The organism is Streptococcus infantis, from assembly GCF_047464715.1.
GTDB classification, from domain to species: domain Bacteria; phylum Bacillota; class Bacilli; order Lactobacillales; family Streptococcaceae; genus Streptococcus; species Streptococcus infantis_S.
The window spans coordinates 581909-597223 of sequence record NZ_JASHBJ010000001.1; the positions used below are offsets into that span (position 1 = coordinate 581909).

The following is a 15315-nucleotide window of genomic DNA, read 5'->3' on the forward strand; positions in this document are numbered from 1 at the left end:
TATAGATACCTATATTATACTAGATTTTAAGCTATTTCTCCACAGTTTTATAGCCATCTGACAAGCAAATTGTGATTTGTCAACCTGAGCCACAAATTCTGCGAACTCGTTCTGGAGGGAAAGTGGGGGGAGGGGGATTTGAAATCCTCTAATATCTCTTAGTGCTATAAATTTTTGAGTACCTCCTCTAATCTTTTGTAAAACTTGTTTATCAAAATAAAATGAGGTAAGCAGATTTTTAATATAGATATTGTGGACTGTTGATTCATTATAAAATTTAATTAATGCTACATTTTTTATAGCAAACATTTTCCTTGTATCTACTACAACAGGATTCCCTATTGTACCTATCATAGGTAATAATATATCACCATAATCTACCTTCGATCGTTGATTAATTTTTTCAAAATCTAATTGTGATATATAATTTGTATTGTTGAAATCTATGACACCATTTGTCACATTTTTTGATGTAATCAATGGAAAACCTTTTTTAACATATTTAGGTGAATCATGTGTTCCATCTCTCACATCGCAAACACTGCTTAATAAAACTTTTTCAAAATTTGAATCATCCCCAAACATCTCGTTAAATCGGGATTTGCACTTAAGAGATAAATTTCTGATGGGAATGTTTGACATTACTTTGGTTGACCATAGCATAGGCTAAAGTTGTATCAATTTTACTATGTCCAAGAAGCTTTTGAACTTGTTCGATAGGCATTCCTTTATCAATTGCCTTTGTCGCTAGTGTTCTTCTAAATTTATGAGGGTGAACCTTTTGAATTCCAAGTTTTTGACCTAATTTTCGTAATCGAATCTCAACACCAGCTATTCCGAGTCTTTGGGCTTTTCCGAGCAAGCTAACAAAAAGAGCTGGATGATTATCCTCTCTACTATTGATATAGTTCTTTAAATGGATTTTCGTACGAGCATCAAAATATACAGGTCTTTCCTTTTTACCTTTCCCAAATACTACACATTCACGATTCTCAAAGTCAATATCTGAGCGATTCAGCTGCACAAGTTCTCCCACGCGCATTCCTGTTGAAGCTAGTAGATCGATCATTGCCAAATCTCTTAGGTTCTCACAATTATCTCGCATGATTTCAAGATGTTCATCCGTATAAGTTTCCTTTACAGTTTGTTCTGTCTTTATTTTTTTAATCCGTCGAATCGGATTTTTTATAATGTACTCCTCTTGCTCTAACCATGCAAAAAATGAAGATAGGATGCGTCGGATATTGTCCAAGTTTGCTTTACTACAATCTTTTTCTGACTGATACTGTGCTAGATAACTTCTCAGATCATCTGTTGTCAGTTGTGTTACAGACTGCTTAATACCTGTAAATAAATTTTCAATGGTCCTTTGATAATAACGAATGGTTTTTGCACTACACCCCTCCACCTGTTTAGCAGTAATGAACAAGGCTAACAAGGAATTATTCGTATACTTCTGTTGATTTACACCATTCACTAAATGGCGCTCTAAACTCTCCCGTAATGCTAGTAATTGTGCATTGTTTAAAAGGGGTAGCATTTCTTGAATGATGATTGTCACTTTTGTTTCCATTTTTTCTCACTTTCATTATTTCAATAAAAAGAGACAATATTAGTTTTCTGAATTACAGAATTCTAATACTGTCTGTTTATCTATTTTTTACTTATAGGATTTAAGTATCCAAGCTTAAATTTGGCCATTAGCTCTAAATGAATGTTCAGATATCCATTTGGTGTAGCTAGCTAACCTTTCATCTGTTAAGGATTCTACTGCAATAGTTACACACATATCGACTGTTTCTTCAACCGTTACAGAAAAACGATATCCATTCAACTGTAGAAATTTCACCAAAACGAAGAAAGCAGTTCGTTTATTAGCGTTGGCAAAAACATGCTTCTTGATCAATTGGACAAATAGTATCGTTGCCTTATCAAAAATTGTTGGATAAAGAGGTTTGCCAAAAACAAATTGTTCTGGTAAATTGACAATCATATTTAAGGCAGAAGGACTAACCGTTTGAATTTTTTCATTAGGTGAATACCGTTGAATTGCTAAAGCATTGATTTTTTCAATTTGCCTTTCTGTTAGATAGACTGTCATTTTTCCACCAAAGCTTTGAAAACATCATCGTATTCGTCAAAAATTTTGTCCAAATTTAAGTCAAAGGCATCATCAGATACATAAGAAATCTGATGTCCAGACTCTTCGGGAGTAAAGATAATTTCACCACTTGGTAACAATTTTGCTTCGTATTTAACACCACTTGGAATATTGAATTCACTTGGAATGGTGATGGTGATTGAATTTCCTTGTTTTCTTGTTTTTACTACCATCTGATTTCCTCCTTTGAAGTATTATAACAAATAATTACCGTAATTACAATGACAGAATATCAGTTAAAATACTCCTGCATGAGAGATTTCTTCAAAGTTTCAAGTTCTTCTAGCGATTTTTGAATTGCCAATTGTGATTTGTCAACCTGAGCCACAAATTCTGCAAACTCGTTTTGAAGGGAAAGAGGGGGGAAAATCAGTTCAAAATTTTTAATCAGTTGACCGTTTAAATTAGGTTGATTTCCTCCTCGTCCAAGTTCTCGTAATTCGCTATACCTCAGCATTAATTGATGCCAAATAAAAACTGGATTGTCTATTTTATTTGGAAATATAGCACCACATGCTTGGTTGCTAGTAGATTCAACTTTGAGGATTGCACTTCTTCCTCTTGTTTGTCCTTGACCATACATAGCAATTAATATTGTATTAACTGGAAAAAGTTTAAGAGATGTATTTTCTAAAGCAAATTCTGTGATTTTTTCCTCAGTTTCCGTAATTTCTTTATTTATTACCTCAGTTGTTTTTACCCAATTAATCGTTCCGCTATCCCAATATAATTTATTATCTCTTGACGGTGTAGTTCCACTAGAAAGTTCAAATTTTTCACCTATTTTATATTTAGGGAATAATGTAGTATAAAAATCCCCAAACATCTCGTTAAATCGGGATTTGACAAGGTTTGAAAGTTCTATTAGTTGTTTATTACGTTGTGTAATTATTTGATTAATTGTACTCAAATTTTCACAAATTTCTTGCTGATGTGCAATTTCAACAATAGGTACCTCAATATTTTTCAAGTAAGTTAAATTAATATTATTTTGGGCAACTCCTCTACTATCATTTTTGACTCTATTTTTAATAGATATTAAGAAATAATAAAGATAGTCTTTTAATACCTTTTCAGACTTTAAATATAAACCTGCTATAGCCTGATTTGTTGCAGCATCTATGTCCAATATAGCTACCTCACCAATAGTAGCAAAAATAGTATATAATATGGTTTCTCTTGAAAATAATTTAGCTGATGAGCATTGTAATCCTAATTCTGTAATATGTTCTTCAACTTTATCAACGTATTTCGAGTTTATATCTTTGATTTTTACCCATGGAATATTTCCTTCGACCCAAAATTCTGGTTTACTTCTTGAAGGAGTTCCTCCTGATTGAATTTCACAAAGATCACCTAACTTCACTTTCTTCATGCAACCACCTCCTCGAAATATCGGGATTTGACGAGCAATTGATATTCTTTTATTACTTTTTTTCTAAGATAAATAAGATTATCAATCTCCTTTAGATTTTGAGTTTGTGTACATTGTACATTATAGGATGGTAGAATAATCTCAATATTCGAAATTATACTTTTAGAAATTTCCTTGAATGTTGCTCCACGTCCTATATTATTCAAAAAATTCTTCCTTGATTTTAAAAAATAATACAAATACTCATTATTTATCTCATTTGAGCAGATAAAATTTTTAAAACCTTGATTACAATACATTTCACATCCAGCAATAGCAACTTTCCCAATCGGAGCACGAGACGATAATAAAACTGTACCTATAGGAAATGATTTTAAGCCAGTTTTTTCAATTCCTAACTTACTAATTTTACGTTGTGTGTCAACTATGATAAAATCATCATCAGAAATTTCTGCTGGAGTAATCCATTTGTATTCCCCATTCCAATAATCTGGATTAGTACTTTTTGGAGTTGAACCTGTAACTATCTCACAAACTTCCCCCAACTTCACTTTTTTCATACGTGCATCTCCCTACTTTAGTAATTCTTCTAACTCTGCTAAGCCAGCTTGAATTTCTTTTTCTAGATCATTGATTTTCTTTAATATGACTTCTGTTGGTTCATACTCAACTTTTTCATACTCGATTTCTTTGTATTTATTGATGGACAAATCAAAATCATTCTCCTTAATCTCATCAACTGGAACAAAGAAGGACTGGTCTGTTCTCTTTCGATCTGCTTCTTTCTCTAAATGATGGAATCGTTGAATAATATCTGGAATATCATTGTCGCTGATAGGTTGTCGTTTATCATCCAAGCTCAGACCGTCTGCTTTCATATCATAAAACCAAACCTTATCCGTCCCACCATTTCCAGTCTTAGTGAAGATAAGGATAGCCGTTGAAACTCCTGCATAAGGCTTGAAAACACCACTCGGCATTGAAATAACTGCATCTAGTTTGTGATGCTTAACAATTTCTTGACGAATCCCTTTATGACCTTTAGAGGAACCAAATAGAACACCATCCGGTACAACAACAGCTGCACGTCCACCTGGCTTCAGAGTGCGTAAGAAAAGGGCAAGGAAAAGTAACTCAGTCTTTTTAGTCTTAATCGTAGCCAGCAAATCACCAGAGGTTGAATCATAATCAAGAGATCCTTTAAAAGGTGGATTGGCTAAAACTAGAGTATATTTATCAGCTTCTTCGTTATCTTGAGAAAGCGAGTCTAGGTAGCTAATTTGTGGATTCTCAACCCCATGAAGCATCATATTCATAGCCCCAAGTCTCAACATAGTGGTATCTGTATCATTTCCATGAAACATGGTATTGTGGAAATGCTTTACACTGTCAATATTTGTCTGCCACTCTTCTTTTCTACGGTCTAAATATCGACTAGCTGAAACCAAAAATCCAGCAGAACCCATGGCAGGATCTGAAATAATATCTTTAATTGTTGGTTGCATGAGTTCAACCATCATATCAATGATATGACGAGGCGTACGAAATTGACCATTTGCCCCTGCCTGAGATAATTTTGACAATAGATACTCGTAAATGTCACCAATATCTTTTATATCCGTAGGTAACTCATCCAGTGCAGCTATCGCCTTTTGTAAGGTAGCTGGTTTATTGATTTGGAAAATAGCATCCCTCATATAACGTGAAAAAGCTGTATCGTCAGTATCCCCCTTCAGATTCTTAATAAATGGAAATATTTCTTGTGACATTAGTCGATAAACTTCTTGCGCATCTCCCAAATTCTTAAAGGTTGACCAGCGATATTCAGGTTTATCCTTTGGGAAAATTCCCTCATAGGGAATACCTAGAAATTCAGCATCATTTTCTCGTCTAAGTTCTACCCTATCCAAGTCTTTCATAAATAAAAGATAAGTCAACTGCTCAATGTTGGTCAAAGGATTCGCATTCCCCTCTGTCCATAACATTTCCCAAAGCTGATCAATCTTGTTCTTTAATTCGCCTGTAATCATATTTTACCTCTCAAAATGTTTCAATTTTAAAAATCCGACATACAAAATTTTAAAACTTCTTATACCCCATTTTATCAGAATCCTAGGACATTATCAAAAATTACTATAGTATCTACAGAAAAAAGCCTATATAGGCTTTTTCATCTCACAATATCTTTATACATGTCTGGTCTTCTGTCTCTAAACAAGCCCCAATTTAGGCGCTCATTTGCTCCCTTGTCAAGGTCATAAATCGTTAACAGGATGGCTTCGCCTTGTCTATCTGCTTGAGTCAAGATAGCTCCTGTTTCGTCCGTCATAAAGGATGAACCGTAGAAATTCAGACTTGAACTTTGACCGCCATTTTCTTCACAAGGAGTGACTTCTTCTAAACCATAACGATTGGCTGCGATAACTGGCACAATATTTGCTGCAGCGTGCCCTTGCATGGTACGTTGCCAATGCCCACAACTATCTGTATCCAAAATAGGCTCTGAACCGATGGCTGTTGGATAAAAGAGCAATTCTGCTCCATTTAAGACAAGGCAACGGGCTGTTTCAGGGAACCACTGGTCCCAGCAGATTCCTATACCGATTTTAGCATAGCGTGTGTTCCAGACCTTGAAACCAGTATTTCCAGGTGTGAAATAGAATTTTTCTTGATAGTAATGGTCGTCTGGGATATGTGTCTTGCGGTAAACTCCTAATACTTCCCCATCAGCATCTATGACTGCAATTGAGTTATATAAGACATTCCCATCTTTTTCATAGAAACTGATCGGTAGAACGACCTTTAGTTCCTTGGCAATCACTTTGAAATACTGAATAGCCGTATTTTCTGTAACCGACTGGGCATACTGGTAGTAGTCATACTGACGTTCCTGACAGAAATAGGGACGTTCAAACAACTCAGGCAAGAGAATAATTTGCGCACCTTGCTCCGCAGCTTGACGGACTAAACGTTCAGCTGTTTGGATATTTGTTTCCACATCCTTAGCGCATTGCATCTGAATAGCTGCAACCGTTACATTTCTCATTTTTTTCTCCTATTCTGGAATTTGTTGTGTAATACAGTGGATATTTCCACCACCTAAAAGAATATCTCTTGCAGGGATTCCTACGACTTCACGGTCTGGGAAACACTTACTCAGGATATCCAAGGCCACTTGGTCGTTTTCGTCCTGAAATTGTGGCACCAAGACAGATTTATTGGCAATATAGAAGTTTACATAGGATGCTGCTAAACGCTCACCAGCATAGCGTTCTTCTTCACCTTCTTCATATGAATAGCCTGGCAAATCTTCTTCCGTCACTACTTGATGGATAGCTGGAATCGGAAGTTTATGAATGGTGAAGGAACGTCCTTTTGCATCGGTTTCTTTCTCTAAAAGAGCTAGATCTGCTGCAGACATGGCATACTGAGGATCATCTTGGTCATCAGTCCAAGCTAAGACAATCTCTGCTGGGCCAACAAAGGCTGCTACATTGTCGACGTGTTCATTGGTTTCGTCTTGATAAATACCGTAAGGCAACCAGATAACTTTTTCAGCGCCAAGGCTCTCTAGTAAGGTCTTTTCAATCTCCTCTTTAGTCATGTGAGGATTGCGACCAGCACTGAGGAGGCAACTTTCTGTGACAAGTATTGTTCCTTGGCCATCACTGTGTATGGCTCCACCTTCTAGCACAAATGGTTTTGCATCGTAAACAGGTACCTCTAAGACTTCTGCAAAACGACTGGCCACTTGGTCATCTGCTTCATAGTCTTGATAGAGTCCATCCACAGAACCTCCCCAAGCATTGAAAGACCAATCTACCGCTAACTTTTCTCTTTGATCATTAAGGAGAATGGTCGGACCTGTATCACGAGCCCAGGCATCATTTGTTGGGATATCTAGATAAACGACCTGGTCTCCAAGATAGGATTGCGCTTCAGATAGATAGTCCTCCTCCACCAAAAGATAGACTGTTTCCCCTTGAGCAATGGTTTTGATGATTTGGCTAAAAGCTTTTTTAGCAGCCTTTCCTTGAAATGGCCAAGACCCTGGTCGAGTAGGCCATATCATAAGAGTTCCATGGTGGGGTTCATATTCTGCTGGCATACGATATCCTAATTTCTTTGGACTGTGCATTATGATAATCTCTCCTTAAAGTCTTTGTAACCAAATGCCTTGACTAACCTGCATTCACCCACTTTATCCATCACATACAAACTTGGAAGTCCAATCCCGTTAAAGGTATTATTTTTAACAAAGGAGTAGATTGCCATATCCTCAAAGTAAAGTCTATCTCCAATCTCAACTGGATTTTCAAAACTATAGTCACCAATGATATCTCCTGTTAGACAGGTATTGGAAGAAAGTCTATAAGTATAGTTTTTTTCTTGCGCTTCAAAACCGTCTCTCAATGGGGGGCGATAAGGCATTTCAAGGACATCTGGCATGTGGCAGCTTGCCGAGGCGTCTAGCACCAAGGTCTCAATCCCGTTTTCAACAATATCCAAGACTTCTGTCGCTAGATAGCCCGCATTAAGGGCAATAGCTTCTCCAGGTTCGATATAGACATCAAGGTTATAGGTTTCTCGAATACGTTTAATCTCAGAGATCAGTAAGTCCACATCATAATCATCTCTCGTAATGTGGTGTCCGCCACCCATATTGAGCCATTTGACCTCATGCAAATAAGGCCCAAACTGCTCTTCTACTGCTTTCAGTGTTGTCTCTAAATCATCGGCCCCTTGCTCACAAAGAGTATGAAAATGAAGCCCATCCACCAAGTCCAGCAAATCACTTGGAATCTTATCTGCAGTCACCCCAAAACGAGATCCAGGAGCACAAGGGTCATAGAGCGCGTGGTCCCCCTGAGTAGAACACTGAGGATTGAGGCGTAGACCTACACTGATACCAGCCTCACGACAAATTTGACCATATTTTTGTAGTTGTCTCTCTGAGTTAAAAACAATATGATCAGATAGTTGAAGCAGCTCTTCCATATCTACTTCCTTGAAAGCAGGTGCAAATACATGGACTTCTCCTGGAAATTCTTCTCTAGCTAACTTAGCTTCATAGAGACCACTAGCCGTTGTGCCAGAAAGATACTGGCTAATTAGGGGATAGGTTTTATAGAGAGAATAAGCTTTTTGAGCTAGCAAAACCTTACAACCTGCCTTTTCCTGAACCTCTTGTAGAATGCGGCAATTTTCTTCTAATTTTCCTAAGTCAATGATATAAGAAGGCGTTGGTACTTGTTCTAATTTCATTAGTCCACCATTTGTGGATTTTCAACCACAACCCATGGCAAACCGTATTTATTTAAAGCTTCCATGAATGGGTCTGGATCCAACTCTTCAAGGTTATAAACTCCTGGTTGTTTCCATGTACCATCCATCACTAATTTTGTCCCAATCATGGCAGGAACACCTGTTGTGTAAGAAATGGCTTGTGATCCAACCTCTGCATAGCACTCCTGATGGTCGCAAACATTGTAAATGTAGATGGTCTTTTCAACGCCATCTTTGACGCCTGTAAAGATACATCCGATATTGGTTTTTCCAACTGTACGTGGGCCAAGGCTGGCAGGATCTGGAAGTAAGGCTTTCAAGAATTGGATTGGAACAATTTCTTGGCCGTTAAAGTTAATAGCATCTGTACGAAGGAGCCCAACGTTTTCCAAGCATTTCATATGCGTTAGATAAGATTGGCCAAAAGTCATAAAGAAGCGAATGCGTTTAACTCCTGGAATATTCTTTGCTAATGATTCAATTTCTTCATGGTGGAGGAGATACATGTCTTTTTGACCAACTTGAGGGAAATTATACTCACGTTTGATAGACATAGCTTCAACTTCTACCCATTTTCCATCTTCCCAGTAAGAACCTGGTGCAGAAACCTCACGTAGATTGATTTCTGGGTTAAAGTTTGTCGCAAATGGATAACCGTGGTCACCACCATTACAGTCTAAAATATCGATATAGTGGATTTCGTCAAAGTAATGTTTGAGTGCATAAGCTGAAAAGACGCTGGTTACCCCTGGGTCAAAACCAGAACCAAGAAGAGCTGTCAATCCTGCTTCCTTGAATTTTTCTTGATAAGCCCATTGCCATGAGTAGTCAAAGTAAGCTGTAAAACCAAGCTCCTTACAACGTTTCTCATAAATAGCACGCCATTCAGGGTCTTCTGTATCCTCAGCCTCATAGTTGGCTGTGTCGATATAGTGGACTCCCGTCGCCAAACAAGCGTCCATAATGGTCAAATCTTGGTATGGTAAAGCTACGTTCAAAACGGCTTCTGGCTTGTAGCTTTCAATTAAGGCAATGACTTCTTCTACCTTGTCAGCATCAAGAGCAGCTGTTTCAATCTTTGTACTTGTTTTACCTTCTAATTTAGCCTTCAGATCATCACATTTTGACTTGGTACGGCTGGCAATCATAATTTCTTTAAAAGTTTCGCTATCTTGGCAAATCTTTGAAATAGCAACTTGGGCAACGCCCCCACATCCAATAACTAATAAACGACTCATTTTTTTCCTTCCTCTTCTTCTAAAATGTCTTCTACATACTTAGGCAACATAAAGGCACCAATATGCAAGTTTGCAGTGTAGTATTCTGTGAAAAGCTGGCGTTTTTTCCAGCCTTCCTTGTCAAAATCTTTGACAGGGTGATATTTTTTCGATGCAAATCCAAACAACCAATAGCCAGCAGGACTGGTAGGTATATGTGCTTGATAAACCCGGCTGATTGGAAAAGCTTGATTGACCTTGCGATGCATGCTTCGGCAAGCAGACTCATCTTCGTCAAAAAATGGACTACCATGCTGGTAAATCATGATCCCGTCTTCTTTCAAGGCTCGATAACTATTGCCATAAAATTCCTTTGTAAAGAGACCTTCCGTATGTCCAAATGGATCAGTCGCATCATTGATGATAATGTCGTAATCATCTTCGCAATTTCGTAAAAAGCGAAGTCCATTTTGGTAGTAGATGGTAACACGAGGATCATCTAGCCCTGCAGCAAAGTCTGGAAAATACTCTCGACAGACCTCAACCAGCATCTCATCTGGTTCCACGATATCGATTTGTTCCAATTCAGGATAAAGCGTTAATACTTGGGCAACACCACCGTCACCACCCCCAATAACCAAGACTTTCTTTGGATTGGGATGGACAGCCATAGGAACGTGAACCGTCATTTCGTTGTAGACAAAGTCATCTGCATCTGAAAACAAGACATGCCCATTTAAAATCAATATCTTCCCAAATGCAGGCGTGTCTAAAACTTCGATATCCTGCCATTCACTTTTACCAGCGTAGAGTTGTTTGGCTGTTCTCAGAGACAATTTCACATCTGGAGTATGAACTTCAGAAAACCATAAATCCATTTAGTTCTCCTTTCTCTCAATAACATTGATGTGATTGACCTCTGGATCTTCCGTTCCTTGAAGGGAACAACCACGTTCTTTGGCAAATTGGATATAATCAACAATTTCTCGTGTGATGCGTTCACCTGGCGCTAGGATTGGAATTCCTGGAGGATAGCACATGACAAATTCCCCACAGACCTGGCCAACGGACTGGTCTAATGTTAAGCTTCTTCTCTCTGCATAGAAGGCTTCCTGAGGAGATAGCACCAACTCTGGTTGGATATATTCGCCAGCAATCAAGTCATTTCCATCTCTAGAATAAAGTCTCTTGATATCAGCTAGAGCACCGACCAAGCGTTCAATGTCTTGGATACGGTCACCAATCGAAATGTAGGCCAAGATATTCCCAATATCACCGAACTCAATCTGAATATCATATTCGTCTCGTAGGAGATCATAAACTTCAATACCTGTTAGACCGATTCCTTGAGTGTAGACTGACAACTTAGTCACGTCAAAATCGCAAACAGACACACCGTCTATTAACTCTTTTGAGTAGGCATAGTAGCCACCGATAGCATTGATTTCACGACGAGCGTACTCAGATAGCTCAATGACCTTTTCAAATGATTCTTTACCACGAAGGGCTAAGTTTCTACGAGAAACATCCAGACTAGCCATTAGCAGGTAAGATGCTGATGTTGACTGTGTCAGGTTAATAATCTGACGTACATACTCAGGATTCATCTGATCGCCAACTAAAAGAAGAGAACTTTGTGTCAAGCTGCCACCAGACTTATGCATGGATACAGCTGACATATCTGCTCCTGCGTCCATAGCAGATAGGGGAAGTTTATCCGTAAAATGTAGATGGGCCCCGTGCGCTTCATCTACTAAGACTTTCATTCCTGCAGCGTGAGCCATCTCTGTTAGCCCCTTAAGGTCTGAACAAATTCCATAGTAGGTTGGATTGTTGATTAGGATAGCCTTAGCATCTGGATGGTCCTTTATTGCTTGTGCTACACGCTCATTTTCAAGCCCCAAAGCAATACCGATTTTTGGATCCACACTCATCTCGATATAGATGGGAATAGCGCCACACAAAACGAGCGCATTGATGGCTGACTTATGAACATTTCGAGGAAGAATGATTTTATCACCTGCTTTACAGGTGGAGAGAATCATGGTCTGCACGGATGAAGTTGTCCCCCCAATCATTAGAAAGGCATGAGCCGCACCAAAAGCTTCTGCTGCTAGCTCTTCAGCTTCTCGAATAATCGAAATGGGATGCCCCAGATTGTCCAAGGGCTTCATAGAGTTAACATCTATACCTACACATTTTTCCCCTAAAAGTTCAACCAACTCTGGGTTACCACGGCCACGCTTGTGACCAGGTACGTCAAACGGTACAATTCTTTTCTTTCGTAACTTGACCAACCCCTCATAGATGGGAGCTTGGTTTTGATTTAACATTATAAAGACATACTCCTTTATCATATTTTTTACACCTTAACCATGTAAGGCTCTAAAGGATACTTATGAAAAAAGAGCAGGCTGGCACCTGCTCTACAATCTATTGACGTGTTTATGTTTGTTTCTTTTGAGTATGTCTGTTCCTGATGTTTCCTAACTCTCTAGTAGCAAATATTACGTACTTTATTGATCGTTTCACAAGATGACGTGTGCTTTCACCACACTAACAAATCTATACGAATTAGAACTAATGTCCTAACATCAACTTATAAAAGTAGGCTTTTAACCCTATCAATAATGTGGCTTTTCAACCACGCTTCGGCATTCAACCCTGCCTGTCCGTAGGCATTTTTTACTCGGGTTTATATTTACTAGAAAACATCATCTCATTTTCTAAGCTTCATTACTATATCATGTTTTGACTAGCTTGTAAAGTACTTTTTTGTAAAAAATTTATGTTTTGTTCGTGAAATTGCTTTAATTTCAAAATAGAAATCGTTTTAAATTTAAATCAAAAAACAAAAAAGGAACTAAAATACTCAGTTCCTCAAGTAGTTATAAGTACAGTCAACTATTCAAAATCGTATTTACTCATCACGCGCTACTTTGGCAGCTAGTTCAAAATCAGTCATCAAATAATTTTCATCTAGACGGATAAGACTATAATACTCATTCCAAAATAGAGAGTCACTGTTACTTGACCACTGTAATCCATACCACAATTGAGTGACATCACTTGTATGTGATGGGGGGATTGACCATAGATGCTTTTTAAAAGTTTCTTGAACAAGAGGAGCATCCAGTCGCGTAGTCAAGTCAAGTTTATCTAATTTGAGAGTGATAGAATGTTTTTTAGCTGCCTCAATACTTTCCTTGTTAAATCGTACCTGAATAACCTTAGAATCTTCTAAAGCCACATCCTGGTCCTCAGCACCGTAAAAGGAAATACTCCCCAGTACTATGCCGTCTTTTGCTAGGAGATAGGGAGCGTAAGGAACAGCATTGCTATCAAGTCTGAAGCCTTTTTCGATGGTAACTGTTTTATCACCTTGATACTTTTGGAAACTGCCATCTGCGAGAAGGTTTTCGTAGTCGCTAGCACCATCCCTCTGTCTTACATAGATATCAAATCCAGCTTCCATCAGATCGCTTGCTTTGGTTTCTGCCAAAGTGATTTTACTTTCATTGATTTGCAAAATCGGTGCTTGAGGTGGCAAACCAATCGTGAGATTAAACATGACTCCTACTAGAAAGACAAGGAAGGTTATAAGGAGGGCAAGTAAAGACTTTCCAGTCCTTTTTCTTGCATTGAAAAGAGCCATTAGTGCAGGTAAGAGAATCATTTTGGCTAAAATAGAATTCCCAACACCACCTCTATTTAAGGTCTGAAAAGCAAAAATCCCCGCGATGGCAATCAGGGACAGGTAGACCAAAATCTCGCCTAGACCCAGTTTTTCTGTTCGAGTTTGTTGATTTACAGGGGTTTCGTACAATGACTGCCCGTTCTCTTTCCTCTTTTTTAGAAAGAGATAAAAGCCCAGACCGAGTAGCAGATTAAAGATTGTAAAAACCATTAAAGTTCCTATAATTACCGTTCTACCCATGACTCTCTCCTCCTTTATGTTCTCTCACAAATCTTATCTTTCTCTTTAGTACCCAATTCCCAATCAATAAAACCAGCAAGAAGAAGGGGCCACCTTCTATGACCACAATAGGCATAGCAAAAATAGCAATCATCAAAAAACTAGCTTTCTTTTGACGCCAACTACCGCCCCATTCTCCGTTTATTAGTACCCCCAAATAGTCGATGTAATCAGTAAACCAAGCCAATAAGGGATTTTGAAAATCACTAGCCCTAAGGTAAATGAACAAAGCAGAATTTAGCAAAACATAAAGAATTCCAAGGACTAGAATAATCTTTTGACTAGTTCGAGTAGCCTCTAGAACGATTTTTTCTCTCTTCTCTGGTTTTATTTCCGTGAGACTTGGATTTTTACAAGTTAATTTTTCAAATCTATAGACCAGAAATCGGTAGAGATAATACTTTTTTATATCACGCTTCATAAAAACCTCATTCTAGTAAGGACACTCATTTATAAATCATGGTTTAAACATCTAATTTCAAGGAATTTCCTTCCAAATAGACGGATTTTGACTCAGTGATTTTGATTTTTTGATCTTCTGAAAAGCCAATGGTTTCACCGTCCTTTAAGGTGACATCACTGCCTAAAACATACTGAAGAATAGACAGGAGGAAATAATATAAGTCGTCGCTATCCATAGGGGAGTCGATAATTTCAATCTCAGTTTTTCCAAACTCTTTCAAACCATAAGTGTAAATACTAGTTTTATCTCCCAGGTTGACAATTCCCATATAAATCCAGAGTTGAAGGGGAAGCATTTCTTCTTTCAAAAGGTCTGCCAGGTCTAGATAAAGATCTTTGGGCAAGAGCAAGGTGGTAGAACCCTGATAAATACCAATAGCTGATTGACTAGTTTTTAGGATAGAGGAATTCACTTTAGTCAATAGGGAATAGGTTTCTACTGGCGAAAGATTGTCAGACAAAACAGAAACAATAGCATGCTGTGTGTGCTCCTGTGTTTCCTTCTCAACATCCTGCCAGAGGTAAGAATAGGCATACAATTCTTCAAATTCTTGACTTGGGATAGGCAAATCCATTAAAGCCACCCCAACGAGAGCACCATCAATCACAAAGGTTGCACTAGAATCATCACCAGAAACTTCAGAAATTTCAAGCGCCCAGTGAGATTCCAATTCCTGAACGACCTGTTCTAAAGAATAGGCCTGCTTGCCTTTAAAGAGGGGCATGGACAAGATCAGTTGTTTTTTCTTCTCTGACTTTTCTTTCTTACTAGTAAATAGATTTTTTAAAAAATTCACAGGACTTCTCCTTTTTCTCATATCAGTTGGAAAGCAAAGCT

Annotated in this window: 16 protein-coding genes; all 16 read right to left on the bottom strand. The window is 38.1% G+C overall.

The window, feature by feature from the left end; all coding sequences use genetic code 11:
- Positions 1-9 precede the first annotated feature (9 nt).
- A complete protein-coding gene (locus QM419_RS02920; protein WP_414277826.1) occupies positions 10-585 on the bottom strand; it encodes a restriction endonuclease subunit S in 576 nt (191 codons plus the stop codon).
- 22 nt (positions 586-607) lie between these two features.
- The gene (gene xerA / locus QM419_RS02925) at positions 608-1573 is read right to left on the bottom strand and encodes a site-specific tyrosine recombinase/integron integrase (RefSeq protein WP_371499372.1); all 966 of its coding nucleotides are present in this window, start codon (positions 1571-1573) and stop codon (positions 608-610) included.
- A gap of 114 nt (positions 1574-1687) precedes the next feature.
- A complete protein-coding gene (locus tag QM419_RS02930; protein ID WP_414277827.1) occupies positions 1688-2101 on the bottom strand; it encodes a type II toxin-antitoxin system death-on-curing family toxin in 414 nt (137 codons plus the stop codon).
- A complete protein-coding gene (locus QM419_RS02935) occupies positions 2098-2334 on the bottom strand; it encodes an AbrB family transcriptional regulator (RefSeq protein WP_000260607.1) in 237 nt (78 codons plus the stop codon). The genes QM419_RS02930 and QM419_RS02935 overlap by 4 nt, the downstream gene beginning before the upstream one ends.
- Positions 2335-2393: 59 nt before the next feature.
- On the bottom strand, positions 2394-3536 hold the full coding sequence (locus QM419_RS02940) for a restriction endonuclease subunit S (RefSeq protein ID WP_414277828.1): 1143 nt from the start codon (positions 3534-3536) through the stop codon (positions 2394-2396).
- Positions 3533-4096 carry a restriction endonuclease subunit S gene (locus QM419_RS02945; protein ID WP_414277829.1) on the bottom strand — a complete coding sequence of 188 codons (564 nt, stop codon included), beginning with the start codon at positions 4094-4096 and terminating at the stop codon, positions 3533-3535. The genes QM419_RS02940 and QM419_RS02945 overlap by 4 nt, the downstream gene beginning before the upstream one ends.
- A 12-nt stretch (positions 4097-4108) precedes the next feature.
- Positions 4109-5566 (bottom strand): type I restriction-modification system subunit M, encoded by a 1458-nt coding sequence (locus QM419_RS02950; protein ID WP_414277830.1) that lies wholly within the window; start codon positions 5564-5566, stop codon positions 4109-4111.
- 140 nt (positions 5567-5706) lie between these two features.
- Entirely contained in the window at positions 5707-6582 is an 876-nt protein-coding gene (gene aguB, locus QM419_RS02955; protein ID WP_414277831.1) for an N-carbamoylputrescine amidase, read from the bottom strand.
- Positions 6583-6591: 9 nt separating this feature from the next.
- Positions 6592-7677 (bottom strand): agmatine deiminase, encoded by a 1086-nt coding sequence (gene aguA, locus QM419_RS02960; protein ID WP_414278057.1) that lies wholly within the window; start codon positions 7675-7677, stop codon positions 6592-6594.
- A complete protein-coding gene (gene nspC, locus QM419_RS02965; RefSeq protein ID WP_414277832.1) occupies positions 7674-8801 on the bottom strand; it encodes a carboxynorspermidine decarboxylase in 1128 nt (375 codons plus the stop codon). The genes aguA and nspC overlap by 4 nt, the downstream gene beginning before the upstream one ends.
- Positions 8801-10060, bottom strand: coding sequence for a saccharopine dehydrogenase family protein (locus QM419_RS02970; RefSeq protein WP_414277833.1), 1260 nt, complete (start codon positions 10058-10060; stop codon positions 8801-8803). The genes nspC and QM419_RS02970 overlap by 1 nt, the downstream gene beginning before the upstream one ends.
- Complete coding sequence (speE, locus tag QM419_RS02975) at positions 10057-10917, bottom strand: polyamine aminopropyltransferase (RefSeq protein WP_049504668.1); 861 nt, start codon at positions 10915-10917, stop codon at positions 10057-10059. The genes QM419_RS02970 and speE overlap by 4 nt, the downstream gene beginning before the upstream one ends.
- Positions 10918-12372, bottom strand: a complete 1455-nt coding sequence (locus QM419_RS02980; RefSeq protein ID WP_414277834.1) for an aminotransferase class I/II-fold pyridoxal phosphate-dependent enzyme — start codon at positions 12370-12372, stop codon at positions 10918-10920. It abuts the gene before it with no gap.
- Positions 12373-12959: 587 nt separating this feature from the next.
- Positions 12960-13976 carry a hypothetical protein gene (locus tag QM419_RS02985; protein ID WP_414277835.1) on the bottom strand — a complete coding sequence of 339 codons (1017 nt, stop codon included), beginning with the start codon at positions 13974-13976 and terminating at the stop codon, positions 12960-12962.
- Positions 13969-14436 (bottom strand): hypothetical protein, encoded by a 468-nt coding sequence (locus QM419_RS02990; RefSeq protein ID WP_414277836.1) that lies wholly within the window; start codon positions 14434-14436, stop codon positions 13969-13971. Before QM419_RS02990 ends, QM419_RS02985 begins: the two co-directional genes overlap by 8 nt.
- Before the next feature lie 43 nt (positions 14437-14479).
- Positions 14480-15274, bottom strand: coding sequence for a DUF4261 domain-containing protein (locus tag QM419_RS02995; RefSeq protein ID WP_414277837.1), 795 nt, complete (start codon positions 15272-15274; stop codon positions 14480-14482).
- Positions 15275-15315 lie beyond the last annotated feature (41 nt).

What these genes read in the sequence shown, in the direction of transcription:
- xerA (WP_371499372.1), bottom strand. Translation starts at nt 1,573, where the DNA reads ATGGAAACAAAAGTGACAATCATCATTCAAGAAATGCTACCCCTTTTA.
- QM419_RS02920 (WP_414277826.1), bottom strand. Translation starts at nt 585, where the DNA reads ATGTTTGGGGATGATTCAAATTTTGAAAAAGTTTTATTAAGCAGTGTT.
- QM419_RS02945 (WP_414277829.1), bottom strand. Translation starts at nt 4,096, where the DNA reads ATGAAAAAAGTGAAGTTGGGGGAAGTTTGTGAGATAGTTACAGGTTCA.
- QM419_RS02930 (WP_414277827.1), bottom strand. Translation starts at nt 2,101, where the DNA reads ATGACAGTCTATCTAACAGAAAGGCAAATTGAAAAAATCAATGCTTTA.
- QM419_RS02950 (WP_414277830.1), bottom strand. Translation starts at nt 5,566, where the DNA reads ATGATTACAGGCGAATTAAAGAACAAGATTGATCAGCTTTGGGAAATG.
- QM419_RS02990 (WP_414277836.1), bottom strand. Translation starts at nt 14,436, where the DNA reads ATGAAGCGTGATATAAAAAAGTATTATCTCTACCGATTTCTGGTCTAT.
- QM419_RS02980 (WP_414277834.1), bottom strand. Translation starts at nt 12,372, where the DNA reads ATGTTAAATCAAAACCAAGCTCCCATCTATGAGGGGTTGGTCAAGTTA.
- QM419_RS02985 (WP_414277835.1), bottom strand. Translation starts at nt 13,976, where the DNA reads ATGGGTAGAACGGTAATTATAGGAACTTTAATGGTTTTTACAATCTTT.
- QM419_RS02940 (WP_414277828.1), bottom strand. Translation starts at nt 3,536, where the DNA reads ATGAAGAAAGTGAAGTTAGGTGATCTTTGTGAAATTCAATCAGGAGGA.
- QM419_RS02935 (WP_000260607.1), bottom strand. Translation starts at nt 2,334, where the DNA reads ATGGTAGTAAAAACAAGAAAACAAGGAAATTCAATCACCATCACCATT.
- aguB (WP_414277831.1), bottom strand. Translation starts at nt 6,582, where the DNA reads ATGAGAAATGTAACGGTTGCAGCTATTCAGATGCAATGCGCTAAGGAT.
- nspC (WP_414277832.1), bottom strand. Translation starts at nt 8,801, where the DNA reads ATGAAATTAGAACAAGTACCAACGCCTTCTTATATCATTGACTTAGGA.
- speE (WP_049504668.1), bottom strand. Translation starts at nt 10,917, where the DNA reads ATGGATTTATGGTTTTCTGAAGTTCATACTCCAGATGTGAAATTGTCT.
- QM419_RS02970 (WP_414277833.1), bottom strand. Translation starts at nt 10,060, where the DNA reads ATGAGTCGTTTATTAGTTATTGGATGTGGGGGCGTTGCCCAAGTTGCT.